The sequence below is a fragment of the Microbacterium pratiae genome (assembly GCF_047302165.1).
Taxonomy (GTDB): Bacteria; Actinomycetota; Actinomycetes; order Actinomycetales; family Microbacteriaceae; genus Microbacterium.
Map to the genome: position 1 here is coordinate 1,371,341 of NZ_CP154843.1, position 16,569 is coordinate 1,387,909.

Consider the following 16,569-nt stretch of genomic DNA (forward strand, 5'->3'; position numbering starts at 1 on the left):
CCGTGGCCACCATCGCCGTCAAGCCGATCATCCTCAACGACATCACCCTCATCATCGGGGCCGACAACTACGAGGCCGCCGTCTCGCGCGTCGTCCTCACCCCGACTGTGCCCCAGGCGAAGTGGAAGGGCATGACGCCCGCCGCCATCTTCAACCTCGCTGGCACGCCCGAGTGGGTGTGCGAGGTCACGTGGGCGCAGGACCACGAGACGGCCAACTCGCTGTCTCAGTACAGCATCGCGAACGCCGGTCAGGTCAAGGCGGTGGAGTTCAAGCCCAAGAAGCCCGTCTCGCCCGCGACCGCGCCGACGTTCAAGTGCGACGTGCTGATCCTCCCCGGTGCCATCGGTGGCGATCTCGACACCGTGCCCACGGCGTCGGCCTCGTGGCCCGTGAACGGCCAGCCCGCTCGCACCGTCGCGGCCTGACAGGCGGCGGCGATGCGCATCGACGCTCGTGCCTCGCGCGAACTACAGGCGACCCTCTACGCCATCAAGTCGCTCGACCGCACCGTGCGGAAGATCATCCGCCGAGAGACGAAGCGCATCGCCGCCCCTGAGTGGAAGAAAGCCCTTGCCCGCCACGCCAACACCCGCCTCGAACAGCGCGTGCTCGTGGACACCGCCGTCGTCTCGGTCAGCGACCAGAACGTGCGGATGCAAACGGCCGGCAAGGGTCGCCCGCTCTCGGGTGGCCTGAACCCGAAGACCGACAATCACGCCGTCGAGTACGGCGCACAGCAGACCGCCAAGACGACCTACACCCGCCGTCGAGGCGGGAACGCCCACAAGGTGACTCGCCAGGTCACGCGAGGGCTGAAGGGCCGCAGCCGCACCGGCTACGTGTTCACCCCGACCGCCCGAAGCATGGTCCCCCGCATGGCCTCGCTGTGGGTCCAGACCACCGTCCGCACCATCGCCAACGCCCTCGAAGGGAAGCAGGAGTAATGGCCCTCACTCTCGACATCGCCGCCAACACGCGCGCGGCGGTGCGCAACGTCACGGACGTGGGCGACGCCCTCGAAGGGGTCTCCGACGCGCTCGATGACGTGGCCCGCGCCGCCCAGCAGGACGGCCAGCGCGTTGAAACCGCCATCGACGGGGCGGGCGACGCGGCGACCGGTATGGGCCGCGAGGTCGAGAAGGCGGGCGAGCGCGTCGAGCGCACCTTCCGCGACATGGTGACCGACGCCAAGAAGGCCGATAAGGCCGTCGAGGCTGTGGGCGACAACGGCTCGAAGAACCTCGACCGGGTGAAAGAGGGCGCGCAGGAACTGCAAAGCGAGTTCGGGTCGAACCTGAGCGAAGCGGTGTCGAGCTTCCGGGGCGACCTCTCCGACCTCGGGCAGACCGGACAAGACACCCTCGGTGGCCTCGCGGGCACCGTCGCATCAATGGGACCGGCTGGCCTCGCAGGGGCGTTCGCGCTCGCGGCGGGTGCCGCTGGCCTCGGTCTGTTCACGGCCGGTCAGGAGGAGGCGAAAGAGAAGCAGGACGAACTCAACGCCGCCGCCGCGCAGTGGGCCGACGCCTACATCTCGGCCGGTGGCCGCATCGTGGACTCGGCCCACACCGTCGCCGAGATTCAGGCCATTGCCACCGACCCCGAGAAGTACAAGGTCGCGGGCGAGAACGCCCGCAACTGGGGCGTGGACACCGCAACCGCCATGCGGGCAATGGCGGGAGACGCCACCGCCCTCGCGACCGCTGAGCAGTCGCTGAAGGACCGCACCGACGAGGCAAACCGTCGCCTCGCCGAGCAGGAGGTCCAGGTCGATGCGAACGCGGGCGCGGCCTACGACATGGCCGACTCCGTGAAGGCCGGACGGGAATCGCTGGACGAACTCAACGGCGTGATGTCCGAGGGCCGTCAGCGCGCGCAGAACGCCGCTGACGCGCTCTACGACTACGCCACCAGCGCCGGAACCGCCACCGAAGAAACCGACGACCTCGGGAACAAGATTTACGAGCTACCCGACGGCAAGAAGATCGTCGTGGACGCCAAGACCCAGCGGGCTTACGAGGACATCGACGCCCTCGAACGCCAGCAGGTCAGCAACAAGACGTTCTCAGTCGAGGTTGACGACGCAGCAGCGCGCCGCAAGGTCGATGCGCTGAAGGCGCGCATCCGCGAGGGCGTCACCATTCCGGTCGGCGCGATGTCCACGCGCGGAGGGGTCACCTGGTTCTGACATGACAACGAACATCACGGCGGGCGATCTGTCGATCACCCCCACGATCCTCACCGGACTGACGGAGGCCAGCGAGGGCGGCGCCATCGTGCACCCGATCCTCGGGCGAGCGGGTGACCCTGATTGGACCCTCCGCGGCGCTACGCCCCGCACCGGTCGCCTTGAACTCGGTTTCGCGGGTCCGGATGCCGAGAGCGCATCCGAAGCCGCTGTGAGCGTGCTCCGCACCCCGGCCGTGTTCACCCTCGCCGACACCGACCGCGCAACCTACGGGATGCGATTCGTCGTCCCGGCAGGCGGACGGGTCGAACGCATCATCGAGGACGAGACGCGAGCGGCCTTCGTCGTCGCTGTGGACTACGCCGAGGTGCGCGCGTGACCGTCTCCACCCACACCTACCAGGCCGCGACCGCAGGCCGCCCGCTCGGCGTGCGAGGCGGAACCGTCGGGATGGACGAAGCGCAGTTCCCGCACGTCCGAAGCGTGCTATCCATCGCCATGCCGGATGCCGCGACCCTCGCAGCGCTCGACACGCGAGTCTCGCCGCCGCCCCGCGTCACGCTCGCCGCGCACTCCACCTTCGAAGATGGACGCCCCGACCGCACCCGCGAATTCCGGCTCACCCTCCGCGACCGCGAGGTGCGCCACGCCGAGGGCCTCGTCTCCGTCACCCTCGCGTCCGAGGACGCGCTACTCGAAGACGTGGCCCCGCTCGTGGATGACATGTCACTGTTCACCCGGCAGGCATCCCTCCGCGGCGTCGTTAACTACGTGCTCGACAAGTGCATCCCCGGCCGCACCCTCGCGGCCGGACCGGACGCTGACGTGACCACCTATGCCGACAACACCAACGAGGTCCCGAACCCCGCCGCCGCGGTGAACACGAGCGGATGGAATCACTCGGGCATCACCTTCGACCGGCGCACTGGCTCGACGTGGTTCGCGAACGTCGCGCAGACAGGATTCCGCCTCTACGGACTCACTAACCGGTCAGACACCTACATCGACACCGGCATTCCCAACGCGGCACGCCTCGCCGGGAAGCAGATCGTCGTACGCGCCCGAGTTCGCACAGGCGGGTCCATCACCAACCCCACCCCGGAATCGACGCGACTCGCGGTCTACTTCTCCACCAACAACGGGGCCAGCTACACGCGCCCCGGAACCGCCACCGGCCCCACGACCGCGAACACCACAGGCGACGTGATGTTCCGAGTCGGTGTCCCGGTGGGCGTCACCAACATGATCCTCCGGGCCTACCACGGCTTCCGGTCCACCGACATCGTCATCTGGTCAGACTTCCGGCTTTCCGAGTACACCGGCGACCCCACGGACACGGGATACTTCGACGGCCTCACCCCCAACACTCCCGGCTACGTCTACACCTGGGAAGGCGACGCAGGCCTCAGCGTCAGCAACCGCCGCGCGATCATCGACCGCGACCCGGACTCGATGCTGTGGCGCGCAGGGCAAAGCGGGATCGACTTCCTCGCGCCGCTCGTGCAAGCCGCAGGGCTTCGTCTCGTCTGCGACGAGATGGGCACCTTCACCCTCCGGAACGAGGACTACAGCGCGCCCGGTGCGCTCGCGATCCGTCACGCCATCAACCTCGTCGACGGCACCGACAAGGTGTCCCGAGACGACGCGCTCTGGTTCGACGCGGCCGTGACCGTCTACCGCTGGACCGACCGCAACGGCGTGCAGCAGGAACGGACAGACGCCTACGCGCTCCCCGGCTACAGCCGCGTCCGCACCTTCGAACGCACCACCCCTTACCCCGGCCCCGGGTTCAGCGAGTACGCCGTCAGGCGAGCGCAGGGACGCGGACGCGAGGTCAGTGCCACCGCCGTCGCCGACTGGGAGGCAGCCGCCGAACAGCCCATCACCGTCGTCCTCGACGCGGCCCCGATCCAGACCGGCCGGACGGCGCGCGTCGAGTTCAACCTCGACCGCGACGAGATGACCGTCACCACCCGCACCACCGACACGCCCGCGAACGCAATCGACCTGCTCGTCGGCACCATCGACCAACTCGTCGGCACCATCGACCAGCTGTAGGAGAACACATCATGGCAATCGGAGACGCCGCACTCGCGGCCGGATTCCCGCCCGTCCAGGGCAACGTCCCGGCGAACACTATCGACACCGAGATCAACCGACTCGCCGACTGGACCGCCGAGCGAACCGACGACATCACGCCCATCGCGAAAGGCGGCACGGGGGCGAGTACGGCCGCAGCGGCACGGAACGCGCTCGGCGTCCCCGCGCGCAACAGCTTCAACCAGCCCAAGGCCCTCGCTCAGATCGAGGCGGCGGGAGCGGGCGACATCGGCGTGTATTACAACGTCGCCGCCGGACGTGCCGTCTTCCGCGTGCAGGGCGTGGCATCCGACATCGCGGTCGCAACACCCGACAACGTGCTCGACGCATGGAACCGCGCAGGTTCCGCACAAGCCGCCGCCGACGGCGCGCAGGGAACCGCGAACGGTGCGCAGGGCACCGCGAACGAGGCGAACACGAAGGCCACCGAGGCGAAGCAGGGTCGCCTGTGGAACGACACCTACAACCGCTCCATCGGTGGCACCCGCCGCGCCGTGTGGGTCCAGGACGACGGACAGCTCGGCTACGCCGCCTCCACCGAGCGCTACAAGAAGAACATCCGCCCCGAGGACGTGACCGACGAACAGGTACTCATGCTCTCGCTCGTCTCCTATCAGTGGAAGGTCGCCATCAGCCGCAGCGACCACCGCGAAATGGGCCTCATCGCCGAGCGCCTGGACGAAGCCGGACTCGGGTGGGCGTGCTTCCGCAACCCCGACGGCACCGTCGAGGGCATCAACTACGACATGATCGGCCTCGCCCTCCTGCCGGTCGTGCAGCGCCTCATCGCGCGCGTCAGCCGACTGGAGGACGCACAGTGACCCGCCCGCCCAGCCGAGGCCGCTACACCGACCGCTACGGCGTCCGCGTCAACCCCGTCACCAAGCGCACCGAAGGCCACCACGGCCTCGACATCAACGCCTACGCGGGCTTGATCCTCGTCGCGCCCGAAGACGTCGTGCTCGACAGCTTCGGCGTCATCAAGGGATGGGAAGTGCACGGCCGCGTCGCCGTCCTCCGAGGCGCTGACGGGTGGGTGCACTGGCTCTCCCACTGCGATCGCGCACTCGTGCCCGTCGGCTCACGCGTCCCCGAGGGCGGCGACGTAGCGGTCATGGGACTCACCGGGCAGACCACCGGCCTCCACGTCCACTGGGAAACCCGCCACAACGGCCAGCGCCTCGACCCCGAAGCCTGGCTCGCCCGACCCACCGACAACAACTCACGACCGTTCGAACCCGAGGAGGACGACATGAACGCCGAACAGGATGCTCGCCTGAAGAACATTGAGTCGCAACTATCCGGCATCATCAACGCGATCAGCGATCCGAAGATCGGCATCCACGATCACGTGCTCAAAGCGGCCGGCCGATCCGCCGAGGCTGTCGCCATCGCCCGAAACATCGAGGGCATCGTCGCCGGAATGCAGAACGCCATCGGCGACCCGAAGATCGGCATCCTCGTCGTCGTCAACGCCATTCGCGGCACCGTCGACAAGATCCTCGCCGCCGTCACCAAGCTCACCAAATGACCACCCGACGCGCACTACGCGCCCAACGAAAGGCCACCATGACCGACCAGCAGCCCACGCCCTCGGGAACCGACGGACTGTCCAAGAACCTCGTGTTCGCGGCCGTGTCCATCATGATCGTTCTCGGCCTCGCCGGGGTCGTGCTCCTGCACCTGTTCCGCCCCGACGCGTCCGCCACGCTCGTCCAGACCATCGTCCAGTTCGCGGGCATCCTCACCACGCTCGTGACCGTCCTCTACGGCCTCGGCAAGGTCGGCGACCGCATCGAGGTCGTGCGCAAGCAGACCAATGGCACCCTTTCCGCGCTCCGAGAGGAGATCGAGCGGAAAGAGGCCGTGATCCAGCAGCTCCACGGCGAGAAGACCGAACTCGCGCTGAAAGTCAGCCCGGACGCTTAGTCCTTCAGGGCGTTCACGCACTCGATCATCGCGTTAAAGCCGTCGCCGTACGGGTCGGACACCTGCGATTCGCATATCTCCACGAATCGCGAGTGCTCGGCCTGTTCGGCGGCGGCGTTGTTCTGCCCCACGATCACGACCAGGAGCACCGCGACGCCCACGAGCAACGCCGCGAGCACACCGGCCACCAACCAGAACAGACGCCGACTCACGGCAACCGCATTCCCCATGCTCGTGACTCTAGACCAGCGACGGGACGCGGCTGGCTGACTCCACGATCCGGCGCTTGCGATCATCCGGCAGGCGAACGTAGGTCCGCACCATTGCGAGGCTCGCCCATCCCATGAGGTCGGCCACGACGTACGGGTCACCGTTCGCCGCGACCCAGAACCGGGTGGCCGCACGGTGTCGCAGCTTGTGGATCGTCCAATCGCCATCGAGCAGCCGGTTGATCCGCTTCCCGAGCCACCGGGCCGACACGTGCCCGTCCTCGTCGCCCCGGAACAGGTATCCGCGGCCCTGCGCCTCGACGCGGCCCAGCAGCGCACGCGCCATCGCACCCGTGAGCGGTACGTCTCTCGTCTTATCGCCCTTGCCGTGCACCACGAGGTCATAACCCAGCAGCGTCTCCACGATGTCGTGCGAGTGGATGACGGCTATCTCGCCTCGACGTAGGCCGTGCTCGGCCGCGAGGTCGATCCACAAGCGTTCGTCCTCGTCGGCCCGCACGAGCGCTTCCAGGTAGACCCGCTCGGGCACCGGACGGGGGTTCGGGTCACCCGGCTTCACCTTCGCGAGCGCGACGGTCGGGTCCGCATCGATGCGCCCGAACTTCAACGCCCACCCGTAGAACGCCTTGTAGGTGGTGAGCCGTGACCGGCGTGTCTCGCGTGCCCAGTTCTGCGAGGCCATGAACCCGGCCAGGTCATCCGACGTAAGCTCCCACGGCCCGTACGGGACGCGAGACGCGATGTGCTGTAGGTGCTGCCTCCGTGTGTAGATCGACGTGCGCGCAATCCCGGCGGCGGTCTGCGCGGTGATGAATGCGGCGATAGGTGCCGCCCACTCCCCAGTGCTGTTCATTTCGTGGTCTATCCTCAGTCACCTTCAGGCGTGCTGAGGAACGCGCTTTCCGAATCGTTATCAAGCGGCATGGTGACCGCCGTGTGCGAGCCGTCGGCGTTGTGCTCCAGCCGCCACACGCGGGCATCCGCGACGCCAAGCTCACTCGGGCACTCGGGGCAAGATACGACCTCGTGGCAGCCCTCTAGCGCGCCCTCGTCGTACCAATCAATCATGCGCTCTCTCGCTTCCCGTACCGCTGGTGGGCGCTCTGACGTGTGATCCCGAGCGCGTCCGCGATGTGCTGCCAGGACCGACCCACGGCCCGCTGTCCGTCGATGGCGACCTGGATCGCCGTCTCTAGCTCGTCGCGAAGCTCGACGAGCTCGGCAAGCTCGAACTCATCCGCTTGCGCCACACGCTCGCCCGAACGCCGGATCAGGCGTTTCAGCATGGCGATGAATTCGAGGGCGTCACGCTCCCGCTTCGGGCGCTGAGAGGTCACGATGCCACCTCGATACCGGTCGCGATTCCGGCGTCAGGAGAAACCTGACACGCGAGCGAGGCCCACGAATCCGCCCGCTCCGGGGTCCAGAAGTCCTCCTCGACTACAGACCAGAAGGTTAGGGGTTCGAGTCCCTTCGGGCGCACACTGTGTTGAGACAGTGAACGAGAAGCCTCCGCTCTGCGGGGGCTTCTTTGTTTTGTGTCCACCTTGTTCTGCGTCCACCCCGCGCCTTTGTTGTGGTTCTATACATTTTTGACGCTCATCGCGTAGCGTGGGCTCGTGACCGAACGGAACTGGGCCGGAACACACACCTTCGCCGCGAAAGGAGTGCTCACGCCGACGACGATCGCCGAGGCGCAGCGCATGGTCGCCTCGCACGGCCGCATCCGCACTCTCGGAACCCGACACTCCTTCAATGACCTCGCCGACGCCCCCGGCGTCCTCCTCGATCTGACCGGGATCGACCCCGAGATCGTCATCGATGAGCGAGAGCGGACCGTGACAGTGGGAGCCGGAACGCGTTACGCCGTCGTCGCGCGGCACCTCGCCGATCACGGCTGGGCGCTCCACAACATGGGGTCATTGCCCCACATCTCCGTCGGGGGTGCGACGGCGACGTCGACCCACGGCTCGGGCGACGGCAACGGGTCGCTCGCGACGGCGGTGCGGGCGCTGGAGTTCATCGGCCCGGACGGCGAACTGCGCACGGTCTCGGCCGGTGACGCCGACTTCGCGGGCAGTGTCGTGCACCTCGGCGCACTCGGGCCCGTCGTCCGGCTGACCCTCGCGATCGAGCCGACGTACCAGGTGCGTCAGGACACCTACACCGGTCTGACGTGGGACGACCTCTTCGCGCGGTTCGACGAGGTGACGGCATCCGCCTACAGCGTCAGCGTCTTCACTCGCTGGAACACCCCCGACGTCGGGGAGGTCTGGATCAAGGAGCGCCTCGACGACGCGTCGGCTCCCGACATGCCGGAGCGGCTGCTGAGCGCGCGACGCGTCACGGCCAAAGCGGACTCGCCGGCGGCCGACGGGGTCGACAACACCACCGAGCAGGGCGGCATCCCCGGGGACTGGTGCGAGCGCCTGCCGCACTTCCGGATCGATGCGACCCCGTCGAACGGCGACGAGATCCAGACCGAGTACTGGGTCGACCGTGCGGCGGCCGTCGAGGCGATCGCCGCCGTCCGCTCGATCGCCGATCGGGTCGAGCCCGCCCTCCTCGTGACCGAGCTGCGCACCGTCGCGGCCGATGAGCTCTGGCTCTCTCCCGGGTTCGGGCGCGACAGCGTGTGCATCCACTTCACGTGGAAGAACGAACCGGATGCCGTGAACGCGGCGATATCGCACGTCGAGCGCGCGCTCGCGCCGTTCGATCCCCGCCCGCACTGGGGCAAGGTGTTCTCGATGCCGGTCGGCGAGTCGCTTCCGCATCTGGACGACTTCCGGAGGCTCGTCGCCCGCGTCGACCCGGACGGGAAGTTCTCGGGCCCCTACCTGGAGCGGGTGCTGGGCATCCCGTCGCGCTGAGTCGTCGCCTCAGGCGAACGGTCGGGATGCGTCGATGATCCGGCTGAGGTCGACGGCTGTGCGCGTCCACGGAGAGATGCGCCCGTCGCTGTGCCCGGGCGCCGCGTCGACGACGCGGGCGAGCGCCCGCTCGGCGTCCTCGACGGCGGTCGGGGTCGTCGGATCGCCCAGAGGCAGCGAGACGGCGCGCGCCGTGGCGCGGACCGCCTCGGCGAGCTCGGCGCGCAACGGCACCGCATCCGGGGTGAGCGGGAGGCCGTCGATGCCGGCAGCGAGCTCGATCGTCTGACGGACGGTGTTCTCGAGCGCCTGCAACCGGTGGCCGTTCTCCGCCTCGATGCCGCGGCGCCGCCGGGCGAGGGGATGCGCTTTGCGGCTGCGGGCGGCCTCGCGGACGTCGGCCGAGACGGCGTCGAGGATCTCCTGGAGGTAGCCCTGGCCGGTCGGGTCCGCGGGTGCGCCGTCGGCGACCGAGGTGGCGAGCATCTCGAGTCGGTCCGCGACCGCGTCGCGCAGCTGAGACAGGCGGGTCGAAGCGCGACGGAGGTACAGGGGCGGCGCGATCGCGAGGTTGACGGCGACGCCGATCACCACACCGAAGGCCATCGTGACGAGGTACGACACCGAGAAGCCGCCGGCGTCGTTCGCGCCGAGCAGCAGGACGAACAGTGCGGCGATCGCGATCCAGTCCCTTCCCGTGCCGAGTGCGCGGATGCCGCCGACCGCCACGCCCGCGGCGACGACGATCGCCACTCCCAGGATGCGCGGGCTCGGCCCCGAGACGATCCACAGTCCGGCGAGGCCGATCGCGATGCCGATGGCGAGGCCCCCCACGGCCTGGAGGCCTGCCTTGGCCGAATCGGCGATGGTCGGGTACATGCTCACGAGCACGCCGAGCGGTGCGTAATAGGAGTACTCGTCGTGCGCGAAGGGGACCAGGGGCGCCAGGTACCAGGCGATCGCGGCCGCGATCGCCGTCTTGCCGGCCAGCAGCAGGCGCGAGACCGCGAAGGCCTCGCCTCCGGCGGTTCGCGCGGCCGCTTTCAGCGACGCCAGACGGGGGTGGGGTGCGGTGGTCATCGGTCGCGACGATAGGCGCGCGCCGCGTCTGCAGGTACGCCCTTGACGTTGCCCGGCTCGTGCGGCAGGCACTCGCGTAGCCTGGGCGAGTGAGCGCTTACGTCTCGGCGTTCGAGCTGTTCTCCATCGGAGTAGGACCCTCGAGCTCCCACACGGTCGGGCCGTTGCGTGCCGCCCGTGCATTCGTCATCGGGCTGGAGGCCGCGGGCCGGCTTCCCGAGGTCGCACGTGTCGGCTGCGTGCTGTACGGCTCGCTCGGGGCGACCGGCATCGGGCATGGCACGCCGGATGCCGTGGTCGCGGGGCTGCAGGGCCATGCGCCCGAGACCGTGGACCCCGATGCGGTTCGCGCCGCGTGGACAGGGTGGGTCGACGGCTCACCCCTTCTGCTCGCAGGGCGGCACGCGGTGTCGTTCTCGCGGAGCGACGTGACCTTCGAACCGCGGACGCGGCTTCCGGAGCATCCCAACGCGATGACCCTGAGCGCGTGGGACGCCGCGGGCGATCTCGTCGTGTCGGAAACGTATCTCTCGGTCGGGGGCGGTTTCATCCGACGCGCAGGCGAAGCCGCCGAGGCGGGCGGGCGGCGCGGAGGTTCGGGCGCTGTCGTCTGGCCGTACCGGTTCAGCACCGCGGCGGAGCTGCTGGAGCTGTGCGAGCGCGATGGGCTGAGCATCGCGGGCCTCGCACGACGGAACGAAGAGGCGCTCCGGCCCGAGTCGGAGGTCGCCGCCGGGCTCGACGCGATCTGGGACGCGATGGCCGGGTGCGTCGACGCGGGTTTGCGTGCTGAGGGCACACTGCCGGGGATGCTGCGCGTGCGGCGTCGCGCGGGCGCCATGCGGGCTCAGCTCGAGGATGCGGAGGCTGCCGGTGGCCGCGAGCTGCCGGGGGAGTGGCTCGGCGCTTTCGCGCTCGCCGTCAACGAGGAGAACGCCTCCGGCGGGCGGGTGGTCACCGCGCCCACCAACGGTGCTGCTGGCATCCTCCCGGCGGTGGCGATGTACTGGTGGCGGTTCGCGGCCGAGTCGCGGCTCGCGTCGGAGGATCTCGACCGCAGACGCGGCATCCGGCGATTCCTGCTGACCGCGACGGCGCTCGGTTCGCTCTTCAAGGCGAATGCGTCCATCTCGGGCGCGGAGGGCGGGTGTCAGGCGGAGGTCGGATCCGCGTGCGCGATGGCGGCCGGAGGGCTGACGGCGGTCATGGGCGGCAACAGCGCGCAGATCGAGAACGCGGCGGAGATCGCGATGGAGCATCACCTCGGGCTCACGTGCGACCCGGTCGGCGGTCTCGTGCAGATCCCCTGCATCGAGCGCAACGCGATTGCGGCGTCGACGGCGGTCACCGCTGCGCGACTCGCCCTGCGGGGCGACGGGCGGCATTACGTCTCGCTCGATGCCGTGGTCGAGACGATGCGTCAGACCGGCATCGACATGTCGCACAAGTACAAGGAGACGAGCGAGGGCGGGCTCGCCGTCAACGTCGTCGAGTGCTGAGACGCGCTCGACACCCGCCCGTTCGGGGCGCTGTTCGCCGTGCGAGAACCGTTGGCACTCGTTGGGGTCGAGTGCTAATCTGGATGCAGTTGAGCCGATGGGGCTCAACTTTCAGATCTCAACACGAAGCATCAGAGAAGGGAAAGATCGATGGCTACTTACGACCCGTTCCGCGACCTCGACCGCATCGCCTCGAGCCTCTTCGACACGCGCCGCGGCCCTCGTCGCATGCCGATGGACCTCTACCGTGACGGCGACCACTACGTGATGACCGCCGACCTGCCGGGAATCGACCCGGGCTCGGTCGACATCGACGTCGACGGTCAGCTGCTGACTATCCGCGCCGAGCGCACGCTCGCCAGTGGCGACGGCGTGAAGTGGATCACGCGCGAGCGGGAGGCTGCGAGCTTCCTGCGTCAGCTGAACCTCGGCCAGGGCGTCGACACCGAGGGCATCGCCGCGACCTACAACAACGGCGTCCTGACCGTCACTATCCCGGTCAGCGAGAAGGCCAAGCCGCGCAAGGTCGAGGTCACGACGGACGCCGCTGCGCCGGTGGTCCCGATCGAGAACTGATCGCGCCGACGCACTGCCAGACGGGCGGCCGCAGCTCCTTCGGGGGCGGCGGCCGCCCTTTGCGTGCGTGTCGGTGCCGATGCGCCGCCGAGCCGCCGGTGAGCCGAAGGCGCGCGAGGTTCGGGTCTGCCCGGTCTCGGAACGTGCGCGGGCACAGGCCCGGAACTCAGAAGGGTGGCGGTTCATCCGGCGGAGGTCCGCCGGTCCCGGCATCCGGCGGCGGTTCCGCTGTGTCGCTCGTGAAGCACACTGCCGGTATCGGTACGTCTTCGCGGTAGATCCGCCCGAGGGGTGAGGTCCATTCCAGGACCCCGCCGCCGAGTTGTCTGACTTCCCATTTGGTGAATTGCTTCATCGAGTGGTGTCTTTGGCAGAGGTGCGCGAGGTTGAAGATGTGGGTGTGCCCGCCGAGGGCGTAGTCGATGGTGTGGTCGAGTTCGCAGCGGATGGCCGCTCGTCGGCATCCGGGGAACCGGCAGTGCTGGTCTCTCGCGGCAAGGAGTTTCTTCATGGCCACGGTGGGCCGGTAGGTGTCGATCTCGACCGGGGTGCGGGTGACGGGGTCGATGAAGAGCCGGTCCCACTCCGACACCTGCCCCGCGAGCTGTCGTGCTGTTCCGGCGTCGATGAGCCCGGCCCCGATGGCCTCGGCTGGGTTCTCATCCGCGCCCGTCAGAGTCTCAGCGGTCACGGCGACCTGCATCCGTGCTCGGATCGCGCCGAGCCCGCTGGCCCGGTCGGCCCCGTAGGTCGGATCGACGACGGGCGCTCCTCCGAGCACGAGGTCACCGAGGATGTCCGCGCGCAGCTGATCCATCGTCCGGATATCCGGTGCGGCATCCGCGCCCGCGGCGTCCGTTTCCGCCGCGCCGGCAACCGCGTCAGCGTGCATTCCGACAACCCCGGCGGCATCCGCACCGCCAGCATCCGCGACCCGGGCGTCCTTCACGGACTGTCCCATCTGCGTGAGCCGGTCGAGCATCCCCGCGGCGATCACGGTCGGCAGGTTCGCGACGAGGTTCGACATCCCGTCCGTCCCATGGAACACCCGCACGCACCGTTCCGCCGCCGCGGTCTTGTGCCGCTCGGTGAAGTCCTGCGGATGCACCCGTGCCGCCAACGCCTCCAAAGCAGGCCGCACCCGTGAGGGCACGTCCCGCTCGCACACCGCGATCGCCGCTTCCGCATACTCCGACCGCACCTCGGCCGGCACCCCGGTGCCGACCCGCACGACCGCATCCACGTGGCCGCGTTCGATCCGCCGTGACGCCCACGCCTCGAACACGGCGGGGTAATCATCGACGACCGTCAGCGCGTGATCGATCTCGCCCTGCAGGCGCCGATCGGTCAGCCGCGCCATCCCCGCCGCTTCGGCCGCGACGGACCGTAATTCCATGTCAGACGCCATGCCGCGCACGCCGTCACGACGGGCATCGCGCAACGCGGCGTGGCCGAGGTCGGCCAGCGCCCGTATCCGTGCGATATCGGCGGAATGGGTCAGGTCCAGGGCCTCTGCGTACCGCGAGAAAGCGAGCGCCTGCGAGGGCACGACGTCATCGCGTCCCGCCTCGCCACTCTCACCATTCGCTGCCATGTTCCCATCATGACAGTGGGGTACGACATTGAACTCGAAACTCTGTTCGATCAGCGAAAGTCGCAGCAGCAACGAGGTCGGGGAGGAAGCTCCCGCCCGCTCGACCACCCGCCCGACGCCGCAGGCCGGGCGCCGATCGTCAGGGCAGTCGGCGCAGCTTCGCTGTCAGCTGCTCGAGCTGCTCGAGCTCTTCGGTCGACAGCACCGACATCCGCTCCGCGATGGACCGCCCGTGCGCCGCAGCGAGCCGGCGGAACGCCGAGACACCCTCGGGCGTCGCGGTGAGCATCGCACCGCGGCCGTCGGTCGGGTCTCCGCACTTGGTGATGAGTCCGCGCGAGACCATCCGGTCGACCAGGCGTGACACGCTCGGCTGGCTGATGAGCATGTTCGCCGTGACGTCGCGCAGCCGCGCACGATGTCCGGCACCGCGCACGACGGTCAGGAGCACGTCGTACTCGGCTTGCGTGAGCTCGTCGCTGGCGAAGTCGTTGCTGATGTCGTCGAAGATCTCATGCTGCGCGCGGAAGAGGCTTTCCCACGCTGCCACGGCACGACGACGATCGCTCATGGCGTCAACTTTAGTGCCCGCCTAAGCTGGTCGGCATGATCCGTCGCACCCGGGCGGCGCTCGTGATCGCCGTCTTCTCGCTGGTCGGATGCCTTTTCGCGCTGTCCGCCCCGGCTGCGGCATCCGCCGATGAATCGGCCGATCTCGATGCCTTCGTCTTCGACTCGCTCTCCGTCGACTACACGCTCAGCCGCGACGAGGACGGCACCGCTCGAATGCGCGTCGTCGAGACCTTCGTCGCGGACTTTCCCGATTCGGATCAGAACCGCGGCATGCGGCGCCTCCTTCCCGAGACGTACAACGGGCAGCCGCTGCATCCCGAGCTCATCTCGGTCACCGACGAGAACGGGTCTGCCCGTCCCGTCGAGACCGACAGCGACGACGGCACCCTCGGCATCCTGACCCGCGGCGCCGCATACCTGCACGGGCAGAACACGTTCGTCTTCACCTACGACCTCGAGAACGTCGTCTGGGACTTTCCCGACACGGGGCTCGAGTTCTACTGGGACGTCAACGGCACCGACTGGAATCAGCCCTTCCGTCAGGTGACCGCGACTCTGCATCTGGATCCGTCCGTCGCGGGATCGCTCGCGGGGCGTCAGGCCTGCTACGTCGGGGTGCAGGACAGCACCACCGCGTGCCCCGAGATCGCCACATCATCTGATGGCGCCACGATCACCGCGTCGGCATCCGATCTCGCGCCGCACGAGACCCTCACCCTCGCGGTCGGATTCGCGGCGGGCGCTTTCGAGACCTATGACACCTCCTTCGTGTCGTCCCCGTTCGGGTGGCTGCAGTCCGGTTCGGTCGTGCTGCTCGCGGGCGCGACGGGCTGGTCGCTCCGGAATCGACGTCGTCACCTGCGCGATGAGCCGGGACGGCCGACGGTCATCGCCGAGTACACGCCGCCACGGCACATCGACGCGCTCGAGTCGGCCGTGCTGTTGAAGAAGACCTCGAAGGCGATCCCGGCCGAGGTCCTCGAACAGGCGCTGGTCGGCTCGATCCGTATCGTCGACGACGGGAGTCGCCGCTGGGGGCGTGCGAAGCTTCAAGCGGAGCTGATCGACCCGAAGCTGGCCGACCAGAACGGCCGGATGCTGCTGCGCGGGATGTTCCCGCACCACCGTCGCGGCGAGGTCTACCGTTTCGGCTCGTCGGACACCCGGCTCTCGTCCGAGACGCAGCGCGCTCTGAAGCTCGCGGAAGACAACCTCAAGCGTCGCGATATGTATCGGTCGGTTCCGGCGGGGGTGCGTGGCTGGCCGGTCGCCGCGTGCGTCGTGCTGGCCGCCCTCGTCATCCTGTTCGGTGTGCTCGCGCTCGGTTCCTTCGTGCACCCGGCTCTGCCCGTCGCGGGGATCGTGCTGGCTGCGGCATCCTTCTTCGTCGTGGTGTTCGCCGTCTCGGGCTCGCCGCTCTCGCGCGCCGGGGCTGAGACGCGCGACCACCTCCGGGGGCTCGACCTCTTCATCCGCTGGGCCGAGGAGGACCGCATCCGGATGCTGCAGTCGCCGACCGGCGCCGAGCGGGAACCCATCGCGACGGATGATCCGCGCGAGGTGCTGCGGATCTACGAGCGGCTGCTGCCGTATGCCGTGCTGTTCGGCCGCGAGAAGGAGTGGGCTGCGCACCTGACGGTGGCCTACGCCGCGGCGGGCGTCACCGCGCCGATCTGGTACTCCGGCTCGGGAGGTTTCGACGCCTCGTCATTCGCCGCGGGAATCGGCACCCTGTCGTCGGCTGCGTCGTCGTCGTCGTCGACGTCGGGCGGTTCGAGCGGCGGCGGATCAGCGGGCGGCGGAGGCGGCGGAGGCGGTGGCGGAGGCGCCTAATTGCGAGCCTTTCGCTCGCGGCCGATGCGTGCCGTAGACGCAGTTGAGGGCCCGACCGAAGAGGCATTCGGTCGGGCCCTCGTCCCTTTGC

At 68.8% G+C, this 16,569-nt stretch carries 19 protein-coding genes; 12 read left to right on the forward strand and 7 right to left on the reverse strand.

What is annotated here, in order from left to right:
* Nucleotides 1-2 precede the first annotated feature (2 nt).
* Genes AA0Y20_RS06350 through AA0Y20_RS06385 form a run of 8 tightly spaced genes read left to right on the forward strand, consistent with a single transcriptional unit; the run spans nt 3 to nt 6,220 of the window.
* On the forward strand, nt 3-428 hold the full coding sequence (locus tag AA0Y20_RS06350) for a hypothetical protein (protein WP_412938167.1): 426 nt from the start codon (nt 3-5) through the stop codon (nt 426-428).
* Between the two features lie 12 nt (nt 429-440).
* Complete coding sequence (locus AA0Y20_RS06355) at nt 441-947, forward strand: hypothetical protein (RefSeq protein ID WP_412938168.1); 507 nt, start codon at nt 441-443, stop codon at nt 945-947.
* 59 nt (nt 948-1,006) lie between these two features.
* On the forward strand, nt 1,007-2,191 hold the full coding sequence (locus tag AA0Y20_RS06360) for a hypothetical protein (protein ID WP_412938169.1): 1,185 nt from the start codon (nt 1,007-1,009) through the stop codon (nt 2,189-2,191).
* A 1-nt stretch (nt 2,192) separates the two neighbouring features.
* Nucleotides 2,193-2,570 carry a hypothetical protein gene (locus tag AA0Y20_RS06365; protein WP_412938170.1) on the forward strand — a complete coding sequence of 126 codons (378 nt, stop codon included), beginning with the start codon at nt 2,193-2,195 and terminating at the stop codon, nt 2,568-2,570.
* The gene (locus tag AA0Y20_RS06370; RefSeq protein ID WP_412938172.1) at nt 2,567-4,249 is read left to right on the forward strand and encodes a hypothetical protein; all 1,683 of its coding nucleotides are present in this window, start codon (nt 2,567-2,569) and stop codon (nt 4,247-4,249) included. The genes AA0Y20_RS06365 and AA0Y20_RS06370 overlap by 4 nt, the downstream gene beginning before the upstream one ends.
* An 11-nt stretch (nt 4,250-4,260) precedes the next feature.
* The gene (locus tag AA0Y20_RS06375) at nt 4,261-5,112 is read left to right on the forward strand and encodes a tail fiber domain-containing protein (protein ID WP_412938173.1); all 852 of its coding nucleotides are present in this window, start codon (nt 4,261-4,263) and stop codon (nt 5,110-5,112) included.
* On the forward strand, nt 5,109-5,822 hold the full coding sequence (locus AA0Y20_RS06380; RefSeq protein ID WP_412938175.1) for a M23 family metallopeptidase: 714 nt from the start codon (nt 5,109-5,111) through the stop codon (nt 5,820-5,822). The genes AA0Y20_RS06375 and AA0Y20_RS06380 overlap by 4 nt, the downstream gene beginning before the upstream one ends.
* Before the next feature lie 38 nt (nt 5,823-5,860).
* Entirely contained in the window at nt 5,861-6,220 is a 360-nt protein-coding gene (locus tag AA0Y20_RS06385; RefSeq protein ID WP_412938176.1) for a hypothetical protein, read from the forward strand.
* Here the strand turns inward: AA0Y20_RS06385 and AA0Y20_RS06390 are convergent.
* From AA0Y20_RS06390 to AA0Y20_RS06405, 4 genes are read right to left on the reverse strand one after another with little or no spacing between them, the layout of a single operon-like run.
* Nucleotides 6,217-6,450, reverse strand: a complete 234-nt coding sequence (locus AA0Y20_RS06390) for a hypothetical protein (protein ID WP_412938177.1) — start codon at nt 6,448-6,450, stop codon at nt 6,217-6,219. The genes AA0Y20_RS06385 and AA0Y20_RS06390 overlap by 4 nt on opposite strands.
* Before the next feature lie 10 nt (nt 6,451-6,460).
* The gene (locus AA0Y20_RS06395; RefSeq protein WP_413332270.1) at nt 6,461-7,303 is read right to left on the reverse strand and encodes a tyrosine-type recombinase/integrase; all 843 of its coding nucleotides are present in this window, start codon (nt 7,301-7,303) and stop codon (nt 6,461-6,463) included.
* A gap of 14 nt (nt 7,304-7,317) precedes the next feature.
* The gene (locus AA0Y20_RS06400) at nt 7,318-7,518 is read right to left on the reverse strand and encodes a hypothetical protein (RefSeq protein ID WP_412938179.1); all 201 of its coding nucleotides are present in this window, start codon (nt 7,516-7,518) and stop codon (nt 7,318-7,320) included.
* Nucleotides 7,515-7,787: a hypothetical protein gene (locus AA0Y20_RS06405; RefSeq protein ID WP_412938180.1), complete on the reverse strand. Its 273-nt coding sequence runs from the start codon at nt 7,785-7,787 to the stop codon at nt 7,515-7,517. The genes AA0Y20_RS06400 and AA0Y20_RS06405 overlap by 4 nt, the downstream gene beginning before the upstream one ends.
* Before the next feature lie 282 nt (nt 7,788-8,069).
* Between AA0Y20_RS06405 and AA0Y20_RS06410 the strand changes: the two genes are divergently transcribed.
* On the forward strand, nt 8,070-9,323 hold the full coding sequence (locus AA0Y20_RS06410) for an FAD-binding protein (protein WP_412938181.1): 1,254 nt from the start codon (nt 8,070-8,072) through the stop codon (nt 9,321-9,323).
* A gap of 9 nt (nt 9,324-9,332) precedes the next feature.
* On the opposite strand, the gene AA0Y20_RS06415 is transcribed toward AA0Y20_RS06410, so the two are convergent.
* Entirely contained in the window at nt 9,333-10,403 is a 1,071-nt protein-coding gene (locus tag AA0Y20_RS06415; protein WP_412938182.1) for an FUSC family protein, read from the reverse strand.
* A gap of 89 nt (nt 10,404-10,492) precedes the next feature.
* Between AA0Y20_RS06415 and AA0Y20_RS06420 the strand changes: the two genes are divergently transcribed.
* Nucleotides 10,493-11,902, forward strand: coding sequence for an L-serine ammonia-lyase (locus AA0Y20_RS06420; protein ID WP_412938183.1), 1,410 nt, complete (start codon nt 10,493-10,495; stop codon nt 11,900-11,902).
* Nucleotides 11,903-12,052: 150 nt separating this feature from the next.
* On the forward strand, nt 12,053-12,478 hold the full coding sequence (locus AA0Y20_RS06425; RefSeq protein WP_064956137.1) for an Hsp20/alpha crystallin family protein: 426 nt from the start codon (nt 12,053-12,055) through the stop codon (nt 12,476-12,478).
* A 166-nt stretch (nt 12,479-12,644) separates the two neighbouring features.
* On the opposite strand, the gene AA0Y20_RS06430 is transcribed toward AA0Y20_RS06425, so the two are convergent.
* Both AA0Y20_RS06430 and AA0Y20_RS06435 read right to left on the reverse strand, forming a co-directional pair.
* Nucleotides 12,645-14,072, reverse strand: coding sequence for an HNH endonuclease (locus AA0Y20_RS06430; RefSeq protein WP_412938185.1), 1,428 nt, complete (start codon nt 14,070-14,072; stop codon nt 12,645-12,647).
* Nucleotides 14,073-14,211: 139 nt separating this feature from the next.
* Nucleotides 14,212-14,643 (reverse strand): MarR family winged helix-turn-helix transcriptional regulator, encoded by a 432-nt coding sequence (locus tag AA0Y20_RS06435; RefSeq protein ID WP_412938186.1) that lies wholly within the window; start codon nt 14,641-14,643, stop codon nt 14,212-14,214.
* A 35-nt stretch (nt 14,644-14,678) separates the two neighbouring features.
* On the opposite strand from AA0Y20_RS06435, the gene AA0Y20_RS06440 reads away from it, so the two are divergent.
* Nucleotides 14,679-16,478 (forward strand): DUF2207 domain-containing protein, encoded by a 1,800-nt coding sequence (locus tag AA0Y20_RS06440; RefSeq protein WP_412938187.1) that lies wholly within the window; start codon nt 14,679-14,681, stop codon nt 16,476-16,478.
* The last annotated feature ends 91 nt before the right edge of the window (nt 16,479-16,569 follow it).

Coding starts and splice junctions, on each gene's coding strand:
- AA0Y20_RS06355 (WP_412938168.1), top strand. CDS start 441: ATGCGCATCGACGCTCGTGCCTCGCGCGAACTACAGGCGACCCTCTAC.
- AA0Y20_RS06365 (WP_412938170.1), top strand. CDS start 2,193: ATGACAACGAACATCACGGCGGGCGATCTGTCGATCACCCCCACGATC.
- AA0Y20_RS06375 (WP_412938173.1), top strand. CDS start 4,261: ATGGCAATCGGAGACGCCGCACTCGCGGCCGGATTCCCGCCCGTCCAG.
- AA0Y20_RS06385 (WP_412938176.1), top strand. CDS start 5,861: ATGACCGACCAGCAGCCCACGCCCTCGGGAACCGACGGACTGTCCAAG.
- AA0Y20_RS06390 (WP_412938177.1), bottom strand. CDS start 6,450: ATGGGGAATGCGGTTGCCGTGAGTCGGCGTCTGTTCTGGTTGGTGGCC.
- AA0Y20_RS06395 (WP_413332270.1), bottom strand. CDS start 7,303: ATGAACAGCACTGGGGAGTGGGCGGCACCTATCGCCGCATTCATCACC.
- AA0Y20_RS06400 (WP_412938179.1), bottom strand. CDS start 7,518: ATGATTGATTGGTACGACGAGGGCGCGCTAGAGGGCTGCCACGAGGTC.
- AA0Y20_RS06415 (WP_412938182.1), bottom strand. CDS start 10,403: ATGACCACCGCACCCCACCCCCGTCTGGCGTCGCTGAAAGCGGCCGCG.
- AA0Y20_RS06425 (WP_064956137.1), top strand. CDS start 12,053: ATGGCTACTTACGACCCGTTCCGCGACCTCGACCGCATCGCCTCGAGC.
- AA0Y20_RS06430 (WP_412938185.1), bottom strand. CDS start 14,072: ATGGCAGCGAATGGTGAGAGTGGCGAGGCGGGACGCGATGACGTCGTG.
- AA0Y20_RS06435 (WP_412938186.1), bottom strand. CDS start 14,643: ATGAGCGATCGTCGTCGTGCCGTGGCAGCGTGGGAAAGCCTCTTCCGC.
- AA0Y20_RS06440 (WP_412938187.1), top strand. CDS start 14,679: ATGATCCGTCGCACCCGGGCGGCGCTCGTGATCGCCGTCTTCTCGCTG.